This window comes from Halorubellus salinus, from assembly GCF_020567525.1.
In the GTDB taxonomy this organism is placed as follows: domain Archaea; phylum Halobacteriota; class Halobacteria; order Halobacteriales; family Natrialbaceae; genus Halorubellus; species Halorubellus salinus.
Genome location: NZ_JAJCVI010000001.1, coordinates 498,373 through 514,341, shown reverse-complemented (window position 1 = coordinate 514,341; position 15,969 = coordinate 498,373). Strand labels below are relative to the sequence as shown.

Sequence of the window (15,969 nt, the reverse complement as noted above, 5' to 3'; positions counted from 1 at the left end):
GCTTAAGAACTGGTGTTCGCGGTGTCGTCGAACCCGCCGGGTCGGTCGTCGAGTCGGTCGGCGACGGCGTCGAGCGCGTCGAGTCGGTCGGCGACGGCGACGCGGTCGGTCGGGAAGTGAACGAGGCCGTCGAACGCGTCGAGGGTGTCCTCGTGGCGGTCGTTGTCGTCGCCGCCGTCGTCGTCGTCCCGAGCTAGCTCGTCGGTAGCGGCGTCGGTGTCGGTCGCGTGGAGTTTCCGGAGGGCGGCGGCGAGCGGGGCGGCGTCGCCGACGAGGACGGCGCCGTGTTCGTCGGCGGTGATGACGGCGTCGGTCGCGATGTCGCGAGCGAGCCATCGTGCAGCCTTCGTGATGGCGAACCCGGTGACGAGCGTGCCGCTTGCGTACCCGAACGCGACCAGGAACGGGTTGACGTCCAGGACGACTCCGAGGATTCCCGTCGGGACGACGAACAGCACGAAGAGGGCGAGGAGGGCAGCGACGAGCTTCAGGGGGGCGACGAACCAGTACGGGAGGCGGACCTTCCCGCCGGCTCGCGCGTCGTACACCTGGGTCGTGACGGGGTCGACGAGACGCGAGACCGCGAACGCGAGCGCGCTCGCCCAGAACGACGCGAGCGCTTCCCGGTCGACGACGCGAGTGAGTTCCCGAGCGACCACCGCCTCGCGTTCGTGGTCGTCGAGGACGTCGGTCGCACCGGCCGTGAACCCGAGGACCGCGCGTCGGCCGTCGTCGACGACGTACACGGCGGGGTCGCTGTCGTCGAGGACGGCGACGTCCAGTCGCGGCGGAGCGTGTGCCGCGAACCGGTCGGCGAGCGCGTCCGTACGGTCGACGTCGGTGACGGCCGTGTCTCGGAGTTCCCGCCACGCGTATCGATGGACTGCGAGGGGGACGGCGACGGTGACGAGGACGGCGACGACGAGGACCGCGGCGGCGGCCTGGACGGCCCCGAGACCGACCGTCTCGACGACGCCGCCGAACTGGAGGGTGGGCCCGAGCTGGCCGACCCCCCAGTACGTGCCTGCAACGAGGATGCAGACGCCGAGCGGGACGACGTACTTCGGCTCCAGTCCGTCGCTGTCGAGGGCACCGAGGGCGATGTACCCGGCCACGAAGAGGACCGGTAACGGGCCCAACTGGACCATGGGGGCGACGAGGACCGATGCGAGTAATCCGGCCACCGCGAGGAGGGTCGCTGCGTAGAGGGCGGCGACGGCGAGGAGTCGTGCGCGTGCCATCCACGTTCGTCTCGCCAGCGCCACGTAGTGAAATCAACGGTTCGCGGTCGCCCGCTCGGGGGCGACGTCGCGGGCGTCGCGGAGGCGGTCCTCGATGCGGTCCAGGGCGCGTACTCGCTCGTCGACGGGTACGCGATCGGTCGGGCACTGCGCGAGGACGTCGAGTGCGCCGAGGACGTCGCCGTCGTCGTCCTCGTGTCCCTCGCGGTACGCGTCGGTGGCGTCGTCGAGCGTCCGGAGGGCCGAGGCGAGCGCGGCCGCGTCCTCCGCGAACACGGCACCCCGTTCGTCGACCGTGACGACGTGCGTGGTAGCGACGTGACTGGCGAGCCAGCGAGCCGTTCGCGAGAGCCCGAACCCGACGACGACGGCCCCGATGGCGTAGCCGAGGCCGAGCGTCAGCCCGGAGACGGGGAGGTACTCCGAGAGGCTGCCGACGTACAGCACGAAGAACACGAAGAGGCAGGCGACCGTCACGAGGATCTTGAGCGGGCCGACGACCCAGAACGGGAGGCGGACCTTCCCGCCCGCCCGCGGGTCGTACGCCTCGGTCGCGACCGGGTCGAGCACGTACTCGACGGCGAGTGCGAGCGCGCTCGCCCAGAACTGCGGGACGGCGCCCCGCTCGACGACCTGTACGACCCCGCGAGCCACCACGGCGTCGCGCTCGCGGTCGTCGAGCGCGTCGAGTGCGCCGTCGGTGAACCCGAGGACGGCGCGGCGACCGTCGTCGAAGAGGTAGACCGCCGGTTCGCGGACGTCGAGTCGCCGGACGTCGAGCCTCGCCGGGAGGTCCGTGGGGAGCGAGTCCCCGATGCCGTCGAGTCGCGACTCGCCGTCGTCGAGCGCCCCGCCAGGACCGTTCGTAGCTTCGGTGACGTCGGTGATGCGCCCCCACGCTCTCCGACGGGCCGCCACCGGAATCGCCGGGACGACCACCGCGGTGAGCGCGAGCGCGGACGCGGCGAGCTGGATCGTGGTGACCGCGATCACCTGATTGGAATATTCGAACAGCGGCCTGCCGCCGACGAGTATCGCCGGCCCGGCAGCGACGATCGACAGGACCAGTGGCACCAGCAGCAGCCAACCACCTTCGGGGTCGTCCTCCTCGGGGTCGAACTCGACGAAGAACAACAGGAACCCGACGACTCCGAAACCGAGCATCGTTACCATGACCGTAACGTAGACGAGGTTTCCAGGCCCTACTTGGGTGAGCATCCCCAGGATCGACGCCAGCACCAGTTCCAGCACGACCACGATGGTGAGTGCGTACACGCCGACGACTGCGGCCGAGCGAGACACGAGTCGTTTGCGTGACTCGCCGCCCGCTCCCTGAAACTACTGGCTCGGAGTCGACCGAGCGTGAACGCGCCGGGAGCCCTCGCCGCCGTGGAGCGTCCACGCTTAAGAGGGCTCGCTACGACCGTGCGGACATGCCGAACATCGACGTCTCCGACGAACAGCAGGCGTTCCTGCGAGCGCTGCGGGACGAACTCCAGAACGAGGTCCAGTACGGGTCCGTGCGCGAGCAGGACGCCCTCCAGTACCTCATCGATCACTTCGAGGGCGGCGGCGAGCTCGACGTGGACGCGGACGTCGACGTGGACGCCGGTGCGGTCGCCGAGAGTGGTGACGACGCGACCGCGGACGGTGGCGCCGTCGCGGCCGACGCTGCCGGCGACGCGGACGCCGCAGCCAGCACCGCGAGCGACGACGACGGCGACGACGCGGGAGGGAGTTCGACGAGCGGCGGGCCGACGCCGGAGCCCGAAGGCGACGGCGACGACCGGCTGAACGCCATGATGAACCTCCTCGATACGCACGACGAGAAGTGGCGCGAGGCCTCCAAGGAGGACGCGCGTTACGAGATCGACATGCCGGACGGCACCACCGAGTACGTCCAGACGAAGGACGACGTCCGCGCGCACATCTTCAAGAACTACGACTGACGGCGTCGCGACGACCGACCCACGACGACTGGCGTCGTTCGCAGTCCGCGGGGGTCGTTGCGCGAGTGCCGCCGCTGAGGAAACCCTTATCCCGGTCCCGGATGGTCGTTCGTGTATGACTGCGAGTGCGCGAGATGCCTTGCTCGAGTCGCTCCTGGAGAACGCTCGGTACACGACCGAGGACCTGGCACGGATGACGGGTCTGGACGAGGGCGACGTCGAGGCGGCGATCGCGGAACTGGAAGCCGACGGCGTCGTCCGCGGCTATCGGCCGGTCGTCGACTGGGAGTCCACGGACCGCGAGCGCGTTCGCGCGGTCGTCGAGGTGAACGTCGAACTGGACCGCGAGACGGGGTACGCGGACGTCGCCGAGCGTCTCGCGGGCTACGACGCCGTCGACACCCTCCGACTCGTCTCCGGTGACTACGACTTCCACGTCGAGATCCTCGGCGAGTCGATGCGGGACGTCTCCGCGTTCATCGCGGACGAGGTCGCACCGCTCCCGGCGGTCACGCAGACCGTGACCCACTACGCGATGACGACGTACAAGGAGTCCGGCGTCGAGTTCGGCGACGGCGACGACGACGACCGCCTGTCGGTGAGTCCCTGAGGTGCCCGAGATGGGTATCGAACTCTCCGAGCGCGTGCAGGCGGTGCCGCCGTCGGGTATCCGGAAGTTCTTCGAGCTGGCGGAGGAACGCGACGACGTCATCTCGCTGGGCGTCGGCGAACCGGACTTCGCGACGCCGTGGCGTGCGCGCACCGCCGCGGTCGATTCGCTGGAGCGCGGGCAGACGAGTTACACCGCGAACCGCGGGATGGCTTCGTTGCGCGAGGCGATCAGCGACCACGTCGGCGCGAAGTACGACCTCGCGTACGACGCCGAGGACGAGATACTCGTCACCGCCGGTGCGAGTGAAGCGGTGGACCTGGCGTTCCGCGCGTTCGTGAACCCCGGCGACACGGTCGCGGTCGCGGAACCGGCGTACGTGTCGTACGCGCCCGGCGTGACGTTCGCGGGCGGGGAGGTACTCCCCGTGCCGACCTACGAGCGCGACGAGTTCCGGTTGACGCGCGAGGCGCTGGAGGAATCGGGCGCGGCGGACGCGGAGGTGCTCGTCATGTGCTTCCCGAACAACCCGACGGGTGCGACGATGCGCGAGGAGCACCTGCGGCCGATAGCGGAGTTCGCGGTCGAGAACGACCTCACCGTGGTCAGCGACGAGATCTACGCCGCGCTCCAGTACGAGCACGAGCACACGAGCATCGCGACGCTCCCGGGGATGCGCGAACGCACCGTGGTCGTGAACGGGTTCTCGAAGGCGTACGCGATGACGGGCCTCCGACTCGGGTACGTGATGGGGCCGAGCGAGGCCGTGATGGGCATGAACCGCATCCACCAGTACGGGATGCTGTCCGCGCCGACGACCGCCCAGCACGCCGCCCTGGAGGCCCTGGAGTCGTGCGACGACGCGGTCGCGGAGATGACGGCGGCGTACGACCGCCGCCGGAACTTCCTCCTCGCGCGCTTCGAGGAACTCGGTATCGAGTGCTTCCGCGCGAAGGGCGCGTTCTACGCGTTCCCGGAGGTCCCGACCGACCAGACCGGCGACGCGTTCGCCGAGGACCTCCTGAAGGCCGAAGGCGTCGCGGTCGTCCCCGGGAGCGTCTTCGGTGACGGCGGCGAGGGCCACCTGCGGGTGTCGTACGCGACCGGCCTCGAGGACCTCCGGGAGGCGACCGACCGCCTCGAACGGTTCCTCGACTGAACTCCCCGCGTCGTCGCGTGCGGTAGTCGTTCGCACGCTGCGGGAACCTTCTTGTGGGACGGGAGTGCTTCTCCGCGTATGGATTACCGCGAGATAGAACCGCCGGACGAGCGGTTCGTGGAACTCGTCCGGTACGCGTTCAGCCCCCAGCAGGGTCCGTTCGACCCCGACGAGTTCGACCCCGAGGACCGGCCGGCGCCCGTCGGCGGGCAGCGCGGGCTGTTCGACGGCGACGACCCGGCAGCGGTCTGCAATCACTACTGGTTCGACGTGGACGTCCGCGGCACGTCGGTGTCCGCGCCCGGGCTGTCGGCGGTCGCGTCCCCACCGGAGCGCCGCCGCGGTGGGAACGTCCGCCGAATCCTCGAGGGCTCGCTCGACGAGTACCGCGAGCGCGACGACCCGCTGAGTCTCCTCTGGCCGTTCAGCGCGCCGTTCTACGGCCAGTACGGGTGGGCGACGACGAATCGGTACGTCGTCCACGACGTCGACCCCGCGGACCTGGCGTTCGCGACCGACACCGACGCCGCCGACGCGGTCTCGTTCGAGCAGGTGGACGCCGACGACTGGCGCGACCTCCACGCGGTCGACCGCGAGACGTGGACTCACACGCTCGCGCTCGACCGCAGCGAGGACTTCTGGCGGCACCGCGTCCTCGAATCCTGGGGGACCGACCCGTACGCGTACGTCGGCTACCGCGACGACGACCCGGTCGCGTACGTCACGTACACCGTGGAGGACGGCGACGACGGCCGGACGCTCTCCGCGTCGTACTTCGGCGCGGTCGACCACGACGCGCTCCTCGCGGTCCTCGCGTTCTGTCACGCCCACGACTCGCAGGTGTCGACCGTCCGCCTGAAGACGCCCGTCGACTTCGAGCTCGAGTACGTCCTCGACGACCCGGGCGCGGCCGACACCGACCTCCGCGCGGGCCCGATGGCGCGCGTCGTCGACGCCGTCGACGCTCTCGAAGCCATCCCCGTCGAACCGGGCGTCGATACCGGCGTCATCCTCGACGTCGCGGACCCGCTCGTGGACTGGCACGACGACCCCATGCGGCTCTCGGTCGCCGCCGGCGACGCGACCGCGGCGCGAGCACCCGACGCCGTCCCGGACGTCGAACTCGACGTCGGCGCGCTCGCACAACTCCTCCTCGGGACGCGCACCGCGACCGACCTGGCGCGAACCCGCGACCTCACCGGACGCGACGGCGCCGACCCACCCGAGGGCGTCCTCGACGCGCTCGACGCCGCGTACCCCGAGACCGACGCCTGCATGCTCCAGTTCTTCTGAGCGGCTCCGCGAGACCACGAGCCCGGTGGTCGTTCGCGGACCGTCCACGGGCAGGGTCGGCCACGAGAGTCAAGTAGCCCCTCACCCGTAGACCAATTCGAGTAGATGGACCAGCCCCCGGCCTGCCCCGGGCACCACCCCACCCCCACGCTGCCCTCGCGGCCGCGAGGTGGTCGCCCACGATGAGCGAGACGCCCGTCCCCGACCCGAGCGAGCCCGTTCTCGACCGCGTCGAAGACGTGTTCTTCGCGCTCGACGCCGACTGGCGGTTCACGTACCTCAACGACCGCGCCGAATCCCTCCTGTGGCGGTCCCGCGAGGACCTCCTCGGCCGCGTCATGTGGGACGAGTTCCCGGAGACCGTCGAGACGCAGTTCCCCGAGAGCTTCCACGAGGCGATGGAGACCGGCGACCCGGTCGCGTTCGACGTCTACCACAAACCACTCGACACGTGGTTCGAGGCGCGCGCGTACCCCGGCGACCACGGCCTCTCGGTGTTCATGCAGGACGTCACCGACCGGCGCGTCAGGAAGCGGAAGCTCGACGAGCACGCGCGCGTCGTCGAAGCCGTCAACGACGGCGTCATCGTCGTCGACACGGACAACCACGTCGCGTCCGTGAACGAGGCCATCGAGGAGGCGCTGTCGACGGACCGGGAGGCGCTCGTCGGCGAGCACGTCGACCGCCTCCACGAGCTCGCGGCGGTCGATCCGCGGTCGACGACGAAGCTCGGACAGGCGGTCGAAGCCATCCGCAGGGGCGACACGAGCTTCGAGCGGTTCGAGCTCTCGTTCCGCGGTGACGCGGGCGACGAACGCATCGGCGAGGTCCGGATGGTGCCCCTCGACGAGCGCCGCGAGCGCGTCGCTGGCGTCGTCAGGGACGTCACCGACCAGCGCGAGTACGAGCGCATCGTCGAACGACTCCACGACGTCACGCGCTGGCTGTTCCAGGCGGAGGACGCCCCCGAGATCTGTTCGGTGGCGACTCACGCCACCGGGAAGCTGCTGGGACTCCCCATCTCGGGCGTGTGGCTCATCGACGACGAACGCGGCGTCCTCGACCCGATCGCGGCCACGGCGGGCGCGCACGAGGAGCTCGGTGGGCTCCCGCAGTTCCCGGAGGGCGACGGTCTCGTCTGGGAGGTGTACCGGGACGGCGAACCGCGGCTGTTCGACGACGTCCACGAACACGACGGGCGGTTCAACGAGGACACGCCGCTGCGCGCGGAGATCGTCGCGCCGCTCGGCGCACACGGCGTGGTGATGACGGGCGCGCTCGAACCGGACGCGTTCGACGAGGCGGACCTGGAGCTCGTGAGTCTGCTCGCGGAGAACACGACCGCGGCGCTCGACCGCATGGACCGCGAGCAACTGCTCGACGAGCGGCGTGCGAGCCTCGAGGAGCAACGCGAACGTCTCGGTGCGGTCGCGGACATCCTCAGCGAGGACCTCCAGGCGCACCTGGAGACGGCGGCGGACGACCTGGCGTCGGTGTCCGCGGTGAGCGAGGGCGCGCCGACGGAGACGCTCAGTCGCGCGGAGGCGCTCGTCGACGACATCCTCGAGTTCGCGAAGGACTCGGCGACGCTCGGGTCGCGCGAGTCCGTCGGGTTCGAGAGCGCGCTCGCGGACGCGCTCGACGGGTCGCTCGCGGACGACATGACGGTGTACCTCGAGTTCGAGGGGTCGTTGCGCGCGGACCGCGAACGGTTCGTGCACATGCTGGAGACGTTCTTCAACGACATCCACAGTCGCGCGCAGGACGCCGGGGCGACGGTCCGAATCGGCCCGGAGCGCGCCACTGACGGCCGCCCAGACGGGTTCTACATCCTCGACGACGCCGCGGAGATACCGGAGACCGAGTTCGACCGCGTCTTCGAACCGCAGGGGTCGAGCGACGCGGGCGTGGGCCTCGGGCTCCCGGTCGCTCGCCAGATCGCGCAAGCGCACGGCTGGGACGTCGACGTGACGACCGGCGACCCGGGCGGGACGCGATTCTCGATAACGGGTGCGCCGACGTTCACCGTCGACCGCGAGTGAGCCACTTGTCTCGGTCGGCTACCGCAACAAGCGACGCCGGTCCCGGTCGACTACCGTGCGATGACCGCGAACTCGATGCGGTCGTCGTGGAGGTGGACGACGACGCCGCGACGCGGCCCGCCGCCGTCCCAGTCGTGCCTGCCGGCGAGTCCGTCCGCGGTCTCGACCGTGAGCACGCCGCTCGCCCCGACGACGTCGACGTCCGCGAACGCGACCCGCGCCGGCGGTTCCGCGTGCACGGGCGCCCGCAGCGACACCGTCTGCCGGAACCGCGGTTCCAGCCAGTCCGGCCCGTAGATGGCGACGTACGCGGTCACGCCATCCTCGCCGTCGTTCACGAGCGCGAGGTCCGGGAGCGTCGCCCACCACTCGCGGGGGTCGTCGCTCCCCCACTTCGACGCCGGCTGGTCGCGTATCGGCGCCGGCGGTTCGTTCGCGTCGTCCTCGTCGTTCCGCTGGCGGCCGCTCGTACAACCGGCGAGGGCGACGGCCACTCCGAGCGCGAACGCACGACGACTCCGACCCATGGCGTGCTAGTCGGTGCCAGTACCCAAACGTCTTGCGTGGCCGTGTACGGCCGACGTCGAACGAACCGTCAGAGCGTCCAGAGACAGGGCGAGGTGGGCCGGAGCGGTCAGGTCTTCCGCGAGATGTCGCGGACGACGCGCTGGTACGCGTCGTGGTTCGACAGTTCGCTGATGGTGTCGTCGACCTTCGCCCGCATCACCGCGAGCCGGTCCTCGAGCCGGCGGTACTCCTCGCTCGCACGTAACTCCGCCTCGGTCTTCTGGGAGTCGAGCAGCGCCTTCTTCGACGCGAGCGCGAAGAACTCCTGGAGCTGGTCGTCGTACGTCGACCGCAGGAGGAGCTGGTCGACCGTCGACAGGAGGTCGTCCTTCGAGACGGGCTTGACGAGGTAATCGTCGAACCCCATCTCGATGATGTCGAAGTCCGGCTCCACCGCCGTCACCATCGCGACCCGCGTATCGAGGTCGCGGTCGCGGATCGTCGACAGCACCTCGTCGCCCGAGAGCCCCGGCATCCGCCGGTCCAGCAGGACGATGTCGACGGTCTCGTCGATGGCTTCGAGCGCCTGACTACCGTTGTACGCCGTCTCGACGTCGCAGGCCTCGCGGAGCCACGCGGCGTACAGGTTCGCCAGGTCCGGCTCGTCCTCGACGATGAGGACCGTCGGTTCGTTGGTCATCCGTTACCTCCCGGAGCACGCATTGGGAATTACTTCAGACTTGACCGTTAAGTAGATGACGGGGACGCGAAGCCGACGAAGCGGCGGTTCTCGGTCTGCGTTCCACGGACCGCTCTCGTGCCTCTCGCTCGCGGTCAGTCGAGTTCGTTCTCGATGGTCGCGCGGAGCGCCGCGATGTCGTCGACGTCGTACGACAGCTCCGTCCAGGAGACCGAGAGGTCGAGTCGCGGGTCGCGCTGGCCTTCGCCGACGCGGACGACGGGCGCGACGCCGCTGAACGCCTCGCGGACGCGCTCCGGGTCGGTCGTCTGCACGAGCACGCGCCCGGTGGCCTCGTTGAACAGCCACCCGACCTGCTCGCCGACCTCCGAGAGCCCGCCCTGCTCGGGGACCTGCGCGACGATGCCGGCGTCCTCGGAGACCATCTCGGCGAGCGCGACCGCGAGCCCGCCGTCGCTCACGTCGTGGGTCGCCTGGACGTGGTCCTCGCGCGCCACGGCGGCGAGCAGTTGGACGAACGCGCTCGCGTCCTCCGGAACCGACGGGAAGCGGTCGCTCCCACCCTGCTGGCGGAGGTACTCGCTCCCGCCGAGGCGCGCCTCGGTGTCGGGGTCGGCGAGCACGCGGTCGCCGACGAGAAGGAGTTCGCCCTCGGCGCTCGCCTCCATCGACGGCGCGTCGTAGGACGGCGTGGCACCGACCATCGCGAGCGTCGGCGTCGGCGGGATCGGGCCGGACGGCGAGTCGTTGTACAGCGAGACGTTCCCGCCGACGACGGGCACCTCGAGGTCACTGCACATGTCCGCGAGCCCGTCGACGATGCCCTTGAACCCGCCGTAGACGTCGGGCTTCTCGGGGTTCCCGCCGTTCAGGCAATCGACCGCGGCGAGCGGCGTCGCGCCCTTCGCGGCGAGGTTCGTCGCGTTCTCGAGCGTCACCGCCTTCGCGCCCTCGTACGGCGCGGCACTCGTCCAGTTCGGGGCCGCACCAGAGGAGATGGCGACGCCGACGCCGGCCTCGCGGACCGCGACGACGCCCGCGTCGTCGCCCGGTCGTACGCTCGTCCGCACGCCGACCTCGTGGTCGTACTGGCGGTACACCCAGCGCTTGCTCGCGGTGTTCGGCGACGCGACGACCGCCTCGAACGCCTCCGGCAGGTCCACGGTCGGCAGGTCGCGCTCCGGTTCGGTCGGTTCCTCCCAGTCGAGGTCGTTCATCGGTGCGCCCTCGCCGAGGAACTCGGCGTCGACGTCCACGACCGTCTCGCCCTGGAACGTCGCGACGTAGTTCCCCTCGGTGACCTCGCCGATCACCGAACAGCCGACGTCGAAGCGCTCGCAGACCTCGCGAACGCGCTCGACGTTCTCCGGCGCGACCTCGTAGCACATCCGCTCCTGGGATTCCGCGAGCAGGATCTCGAGCGCGTTCATGTTCGGCTCGCGCTGGTGGACGTCCTCCAGGCGGAGGTCCGCGCCGAGCCCACCCTTCGCGACGAGTTCGCTCGACGCGCCACCGAGGCCCGCCGCACCGAGGTCGCGCGCGGACTCGACGAGGTTCTCCTCGACGAGCACCTCGTTCGTCTCGATGAGGAGCTTCTCGGCGTACGGGTCCCCGACCTGCACAGCGGGCCGGTCCTCGGTCTCCGCGTCCTCGCTCAGGTCCTCGCTCGCGAACGACGCCCCACCGAGGCCGTCCCGGCCCGTGGCGTTCCCGACGAGCATGACCTTGTTCCCCGGTTCCTGCGCGACCGCCGTTATCATGCGGTCCTCGTCGGTCAGACCGACGCACGCGACGTTCACGAGCGGATTCCCCTCGTAGTCGGCGTGGAAGTCGACGCTCCCCGCGACCGTCGGGACGCCGATGCAGTTCCCGTAGTGACTGATGCCCTCGACGACGCCCTCGAAGAGGTACTTCGAGTGCTCGCGCTCGAACGCCCCGAAATAGAGGGAATCGGCGAGCGCGATGGGGTACGCGCCCATCGACATCGTGTCCCGGACGATGCCGCCGACGCCGGTCGCGGCACCGTCGAACGGATCGACGTAACTCGGGTGGTTGTGGCTCTCGATACCGAGCGTGACGTACGTATCCGAGTACCCGTCGGTATTGGGGTTCGGGAGCGCGACGACGGCCGCGTCGTCGCCGGGGCCGACGACGACCTGTTCGCCCTCGCTGTCGAACGCCGACAGCAGGGGTCGCGAGGAACGGTACGCGCAGTGCTCGCTCCAGAGGTTCTCGAACAGCGCCGCCTCCGCGGGCGTCGCCTCCCGGCCGAGCTCCTCCTCGACGAGTTCGCGGTCCGAATCGGCGAGACTCATTCACTTCGCTGTACATCGACCCCCAGTAAAGGCGTTTCCATGTCCACGAACGTGCCCATCCGGGCGGTGGCGTTCGGGTGCACGACGTCGCTCGCGTACCAGTCGGGGACCGCGAAGCCAGCCGGTAACCGAGTTGTTTTTTACCGACCCCAAGTAACGGAGAGGCGTGCTCTCGGTCGAGCTCCACTGTCATTCGGCGCTGAGTTACGACGGGCGAGACCCCGTCGAGCTCCTCTTAGAGCAAGCCGCCGCCGTGGGGCTCGACGCCATCGCCGTCACGGACCACGACGAGATAGACGCGAGCCTGGACGCTGCCGCGAAGGCCGGCGGGTACGGCCTCGTCGGTATCCCGGGGATGGAGGTGACGTCCGCGGCCGGGCACGTGCTCGCGCTCGGCGTGGAGGAGCAGGTCCCGAAGGGGATGGGGTTCGAGGAGACGTTGACGTACATCCGCGAGCTCGGCGGTATCGCGGTCGTCCCGCATCCGTTCCAGGAGTCCCGGTCGGGCGTGATGGCGAACATCGACCGCGAGACGCTCGCGACCGCGGACGCCATCGAGGTCTACAACTCGCGACTGCTCACGGGTCGCGCGAACCGGCAGGCCGAGCGGTTCGCGGTGGACTACAACCTGCCGCGGACCGCGGGGAGCGACGCGCACATCTCGGAGATGGTCGGGCAGGCGGTGACGAAGGTCGAGACGAACGGCGAGGAGACCGTGGACGCGATACTCGACGCCATCCGCCGCGGTGACACGACCGTCGAGGGGAAGCGGACGCCGTGGCACATCAGCTTCCGGCAGGCCGCCGGTGGCGCGAAACGCCGCGTGAAGAACCGGTTCGCGGAGTTCCTGTGACTGGCGACGAGTCGGGAGAGGAACGCTCGGACGTCCTGCCGGCGGTGGCGGCCGTCGAGCGCGCGCTCGCTCGCCCCGCGCCCGACCTGGCGACGAGTCGCGAGGCTGCGGTCGAGCGCGTCCGCGAAGCGATCCGCGCAGCCGGCGACGACGTGGACGCACCCACCGGTGACGTCGCGGTCGGGTTCTCGGGTGGCGTCGACAGCGCGCTCGTCGCCGCGCTCGTGGACGCACCGTGCTACGTGGTCGGGTTCCCGGGGAGTCACGACGTCGCCGCCGCCCGGTCGGCGGCGCGCGCGATGGACCGCGACCTGACCGTCGTCGAACTCGACCACGACGCGCTCGCCGCGGCCGTCCCGCGGGTCGCTCGCGCCATCGACCGGACGGACGCGATGAGCGTCCAGATCGCGCTCCCGCTCTTCCTGGTCGCCGAGCGCGTCGCCGCGGACGGCTACGGTCACCTCGCGGTCGGCCAGGGCGCGGACGAGCTCTTCGGCGGGTACGCGAAGGTCGCGAAGGCGCCGACGGACCCGCGCGTCGACGCGGACACCGTCCTCGGCGCGCGCGACGAGATGACGCGCACGCTCCCCGACCAGCTCGACCGGGACGTCCGCGCGCTCGCCGCCGCCGGCGTCGACCCCGTCGCGCCGCTGCTTTACGAGCGCGTCGTCGACGCCGCTCGCGCGCTCCCCGCGGACTGCCTCGTGAGCGACCGCGGGGAACGGAAGTACGCGCTCCGACTCGCCGCGCGCGAGTGGGTCCCGGACTCGGTCGCGTTCCGCGAGAAGAAGGCGGTGCAGTACGGGAGTCTCGCCGGCCGGGAACTCGACCGGCTCGCGCGCCAGGCGGGCTTCAAACGCCGCGAGGACGACCACGTCACGAAGTACGTCCGGTCGCGCGTCGCCGAGTAGCGACCCGGTTCGACTGGCGTCGCCAGCGCTCGCGGCGGTCCCGACCGCTGACGAAACGCAAATGTGACTCCCGCCCCCGGTTCCGGTCGTGAACCGACTCTCCGCCGCCGCCGGCGTCCTCCTCGTCGGCGTCCTCCTGCTCGGTGCCGGCCTCGCACCGTCGTTCGGCTGCGACCGCACGTACGCGCTCGAGACGACGCCCGCGCCGGACGGCGACGCGCCGGTCGCCAACGCGAGCGCGCTCCCCGACGACGTCCGCGAGACGTTCGTCAGCGCAGTCGAGAGCGACGACCAGGTGAACGTCACGCAAGCCACGTACCTGACGCACCTCGAGGACCGCCGCGTGCGCTACGACGGGACCACGTACGCGACGAGCATCCGCGCGGTCGAGACGTGCGGCGGCGGCCTCGAGGACGCACTCGTCGTCGCCGGGAGCACGCTCTCCGCGCTCGGCGGTATCGCGCTCGTCCTGTTCGCGCTCTACCGCGACGACCTCGGGCCGCCGCTGGGCGTCCTGCACGCCAGTGCCGCCATCGCGCTCGTCCTCGGCGTCGCGCTGTTCTCGGGCGGCATCGCCGCACCCGCCGGGTGCGTGGACAACTACGCGCTCGACACCACCGAGATACCGGGCGGCGAGAACGCGACCACCGAACGCATCGTCGACGCGAGCGCACTCCCCTTGGACCTCGCGAACGCCACCGAGAAGTCCGTCACGACGAACCAGACCGCGTTCGTCGACCGCGAGGCGTTCCGCGAGCACCTGGAGAACCGGAGCGTCCGCTTCGGCGGCACCATCTACGACGCCGACGTCGTCCTCGTCCAGGACTGCGGCGGCGGCATCGACGACGCCCTGCTCGTCGTCGGCCTCGCGTTCGCGACCCTCGGCGCGGTCGCACTATCGCTCCTCGTCACGTTCGACCACGGCGAGAAAGTCCTCTGACCCACCACCTTTTTACTGCGGAGGGTGCCCTCGCGCCCTGCGGGCGCTCCGGGCACCCTCCTTGTAAAAACGTGGGCGAAAAACACCCGAGCGCTCACTCCGTTCGCGCTCGGTACGACGACGCTGGAGCCGACCGCAGCCGCGACCGCGACCGCAACCGCGACCGCATCCGCCACCGCACAGCGATAGCGACCGCGACCGCATCCGCCACCGCACAGCGACCGCGACCGCATCCGCCACCGCGCTCGTCGTCGCCGACCGCTCAGACCGGCTGCGCGGCTTCGAGGAGCTCGTGATAGCGGTTCCGGATGGTGACCTCGCTGATGTTCGCGACCGAACTGACCTCCTTCTGGGTGACCTTCTCGTTCGCGAGCAGGCTCGCGGCGTAGACGGCAGCGGCGGCGAGCCCGACCGGGGATTTCCCGGAGTGGATGCCCTTCTCCTTCGCGGCGTCGAGGAGTTCACGGGCGCGGCGTTCGCCCTCGTCGCTCATCTCCAGTTCGCTCGCGAACCGCGGGACGTACTGGACGGGGTCGGCGGGCTCGATCTCGAGGTTGAGTTCGCGCACGACGTACCGGTACGTGCGAGCGATCTCGTCCTTCTCGACGCGCGAGACGTTCGTCACCTCGTCGAGACTCCGCGGCGTGTTCGCCTGCCGAGCGGCGGCGTACAGCGACGCAGTCCCGACGCCCTCGATGCTACGGCCCGGCAGCAGGTCCTCGGCGAGCGCGCGACGGTAGATGACGCTCGCGGTCTCCCGGACGTTCTTCGGGAGGCCCAGCGCCGACGCCATGCGGTCGATCTCGCCGAGCGCCTGCTTCAGGTTCCGTTCCTTCGAGTCGCGGGTGCGGAAGCGCTCGTTCCAGGTGCGCAACCGCTGCATCTTCTGGCGCTGGTTCGACGACAGGCTGTTCCCGTAGGCGTCCTTGTTCTGCCAGCCGATGTTCGTCGACAGCCCCTGGTCGTGCATCATGTTCGTCGTCGGGGCGCCGACGCGGGACTTCTGGTCCTTCTCCTTGGAGTTGAACGCGCGCCACTCGGGGCCGCGGTCGACCTCGTCCTCGTCGACGACGAGCCCGCAGTCCTCGCAGACGGTCTCGCCCTGGGATTCGTCGCTGACGACCTGCCCGTCGCACTCCGGGCAGGACAGCGTCTCCGCGCCCGGGTCGGTCTTCGTCTCTGTCTTCGTTCTCGCTGTGTCCGTCTCTCGTCGCCGGATGCTGGTGTCTGTCATCGTGGTGGGGGAGGGTGAGCCGTGTGGAAAGAGGGGGCTCTCCCTATCGCGTTGCATCCACGGCGACTTAAACGCATTGGCCAGATGCCTTGGTCCCTTCATGATTCTTCGACTGAAAATCGGTATCGTCGATGAACCCTCGACATTACCACCGGTTCAGGTGACGGGACGACGACGCCGGGGCGACACTCGACGTCCGCGATTCCTCCGAAACA

General features: G+C 70.2%; 14 protein-coding genes. 8 read left to right on the top strand and 6 right to left on the bottom strand.

Annotated features, from left to right (window positions below):
- Positions 1–2 precede the first annotated feature (2 nt).
- Positions 3–1,241 (bottom strand): M48 family metalloprotease, encoded by a 1,239-nt coding sequence (locus LI336_RS02590; RefSeq protein WP_227131056.1) that lies wholly within the window; start codon positions 1,239–1,241, stop codon positions 3–5.
- Between the two features lie 33 nt (positions 1,242–1,274).
- Positions 1,275–2,405, bottom strand: coding sequence for a hypothetical protein (locus tag LI336_RS02585; protein ID WP_227131055.1), 1,131 nt, complete (start codon positions 2,403–2,405; stop codon positions 1,275–1,277).
- A gap of 269 nt (positions 2,406–2,674) precedes the next feature.
- Between LI336_RS02585 and LI336_RS02580 the strand changes: the two genes are divergently transcribed.
- The 5 genes from LI336_RS02580 (at position 2,675) to LI336_RS02560 (ending at position 8,294) form a co-directional block, all read left to right on the top strand.
- Positions 2,675–3,190 (top strand): hypothetical protein, encoded by a 516-nt coding sequence (locus LI336_RS02580; RefSeq protein WP_227131054.1) that lies wholly within the window; start codon positions 2,675–2,677, stop codon positions 3,188–3,190.
- Between the two features lie 115 nt (positions 3,191–3,305).
- The gene (locus LI336_RS02575; RefSeq protein ID WP_227131053.1) at positions 3,306–3,800 is read left to right on the top strand and encodes an Lrp/AsnC family transcriptional regulator; all 495 of its coding nucleotides are present in this window, start codon (positions 3,306–3,308) and stop codon (positions 3,798–3,800) included.
- A gap of 10 nt (positions 3,801–3,810) precedes the next feature.
- Positions 3,811–4,959 carry a pyridoxal phosphate-dependent aminotransferase gene (locus LI336_RS02570; protein ID WP_227131052.1) on the top strand — a complete coding sequence of 383 codons (1,149 nt, stop codon included), beginning with the start codon at positions 3,811–3,813 and terminating at the stop codon, positions 4,957–4,959.
- Between the two features lie 78 nt (positions 4,960–5,037).
- The gene (locus LI336_RS02565; protein WP_227131051.1) at positions 5,038–6,252 is read left to right on the top strand and encodes a GNAT family N-acetyltransferase; all 1,215 of its coding nucleotides are present in this window, start codon (positions 5,038–5,040) and stop codon (positions 6,250–6,252) included.
- A 182-nt stretch (positions 6,253–6,434) separates the two neighbouring features.
- Positions 6,435–8,294: a PAS domain-containing protein gene (locus tag LI336_RS02560; RefSeq protein ID WP_227131050.1), complete on the top strand. Its 1,860-nt coding sequence runs from the start codon at positions 6,435–6,437 to the stop codon at positions 8,292–8,294.
- 50 nt (positions 8,295–8,344) lie between these two features.
- On the opposite strand, the gene LI336_RS02555 is transcribed toward LI336_RS02560, so the two are convergent.
- The 3 genes from LI336_RS02555 to purL form a co-directional block, all read right to left on the bottom strand.
- Positions 8,345–8,821: a hypothetical protein gene (locus LI336_RS02555; protein ID WP_227131049.1), complete on the bottom strand. Its 477-nt coding sequence runs from the start codon at positions 8,819–8,821 to the stop codon at positions 8,345–8,347.
- 107 nt (positions 8,822–8,928) lie between these two features.
- Positions 8,929–9,501: a HalX domain-containing protein gene (locus LI336_RS02550; RefSeq protein ID WP_227131048.1), complete on the bottom strand. Its 573-nt coding sequence runs from the start codon at positions 9,499–9,501 to the stop codon at positions 8,929–8,931.
- Between the two features lie 134 nt (positions 9,502–9,635).
- A complete protein-coding gene (purL, locus tag LI336_RS02545) occupies positions 9,636–11,816 on the bottom strand; it encodes a phosphoribosylformylglycinamidine synthase subunit PurL (RefSeq protein ID WP_227131047.1) in 2,181 nt (726 codons plus the stop codon).
- Positions 11,817–11,982: 166 nt separating this feature from the next.
- Between purL and LI336_RS02540 the strand changes: the two genes are divergently transcribed.
- From LI336_RS02540 to LI336_RS02530, 3 genes are all read left to right on the top strand, one after another.
- Positions 11,983–12,669 (top strand): PHP domain-containing protein, encoded by a 687-nt coding sequence (locus LI336_RS02540; protein ID WP_227131046.1) that lies wholly within the window; start codon positions 11,983–11,985, stop codon positions 12,667–12,669.
- A gap of 44 nt (positions 12,670–12,713) precedes the next feature.
- Positions 12,714–13,580 (top strand): asparagine synthase C-terminal domain-containing protein, encoded by an 867-nt coding sequence (locus LI336_RS02535; protein WP_227131431.1) that lies wholly within the window; start codon positions 12,714–12,716, stop codon positions 13,578–13,580.
- Positions 13,581–13,668: 88 nt separating this feature from the next.
- Entirely contained in the window at positions 13,669–14,520 is an 852-nt protein-coding gene (locus LI336_RS02530) for a hypothetical protein (protein WP_227131045.1), read from the top strand.
- A gap of 262 nt (positions 14,521–14,782) precedes the next feature.
- Here the strand turns inward: LI336_RS02530 and LI336_RS02525 are convergent, their stop codons facing one another.
- Positions 14,783–15,754 carry a transcription initiation factor IIB gene (locus LI336_RS02525; RefSeq protein ID WP_227131044.1) on the bottom strand — a complete coding sequence of 324 codons (972 nt, stop codon included), beginning with the start codon at positions 15,752–15,754 and terminating at the stop codon, positions 14,783–14,785.
- Between the last annotated feature and the right edge of the window lie 215 nt (positions 15,755–15,969).

Bases quoted from the DNA above. Each gene is read 5' to 3' on its own strand.
- LI336_RS02590 (WP_227131056.1), bottom strand. From the start codon at position 1,241: ATGGCACGCGCACGACTCCTCGCCGTCGCCGCCCTCTACGCAGCGACC.
- LI336_RS02585 (WP_227131055.1), bottom strand. From the start codon at position 2,405: ATGCTCGGTTTCGGAGTCGTCGGGTTCCTGTTGTTCTTCGTCGAGTTC.
- LI336_RS02580 (WP_227131054.1), top strand. From the start codon at position 2,675: ATGCCGAACATCGACGTCTCCGACGAACAGCAGGCGTTCCTGCGAGCG.
- LI336_RS02575 (WP_227131053.1), top strand. From the start codon at position 3,306: ATGACTGCGAGTGCGCGAGATGCCTTGCTCGAGTCGCTCCTGGAGAAC.
- LI336_RS02570 (WP_227131052.1), top strand. From the start codon at position 3,811: ATGGGTATCGAACTCTCCGAGCGCGTGCAGGCGGTGCCGCCGTCGGGT.
- LI336_RS02565 (WP_227131051.1), top strand. From the start codon at position 5,038: ATGGATTACCGCGAGATAGAACCGCCGGACGAGCGGTTCGTGGAACTC.
- LI336_RS02560 (WP_227131050.1), top strand. From the start codon at position 6,435: ATGAGCGAGACGCCCGTCCCCGACCCGAGCGAGCCCGTTCTCGACCGC.
- LI336_RS02555 (WP_227131049.1), bottom strand. From the start codon at position 8,821: ATGGGTCGGAGTCGTCGTGCGTTCGCGCTCGGAGTGGCCGTCGCCCTC.
- LI336_RS02550 (WP_227131048.1), bottom strand. From the start codon at position 9,501: ATGACCAACGAACCGACGGTCCTCATCGTCGAGGACGAGCCGGACCTG.
- purL (WP_227131047.1), bottom strand. From the start codon at position 11,816: ATGAGTCTCGCCGATTCGGACCGCGAACTCGTCGAGGAGGAGCTCGGC.
- LI336_RS02525 (WP_227131044.1), bottom strand. From the start codon at position 15,754: ATGACAGACACCAGCATCCGGCGACGAGAGACGGACACAGCGAGAACG.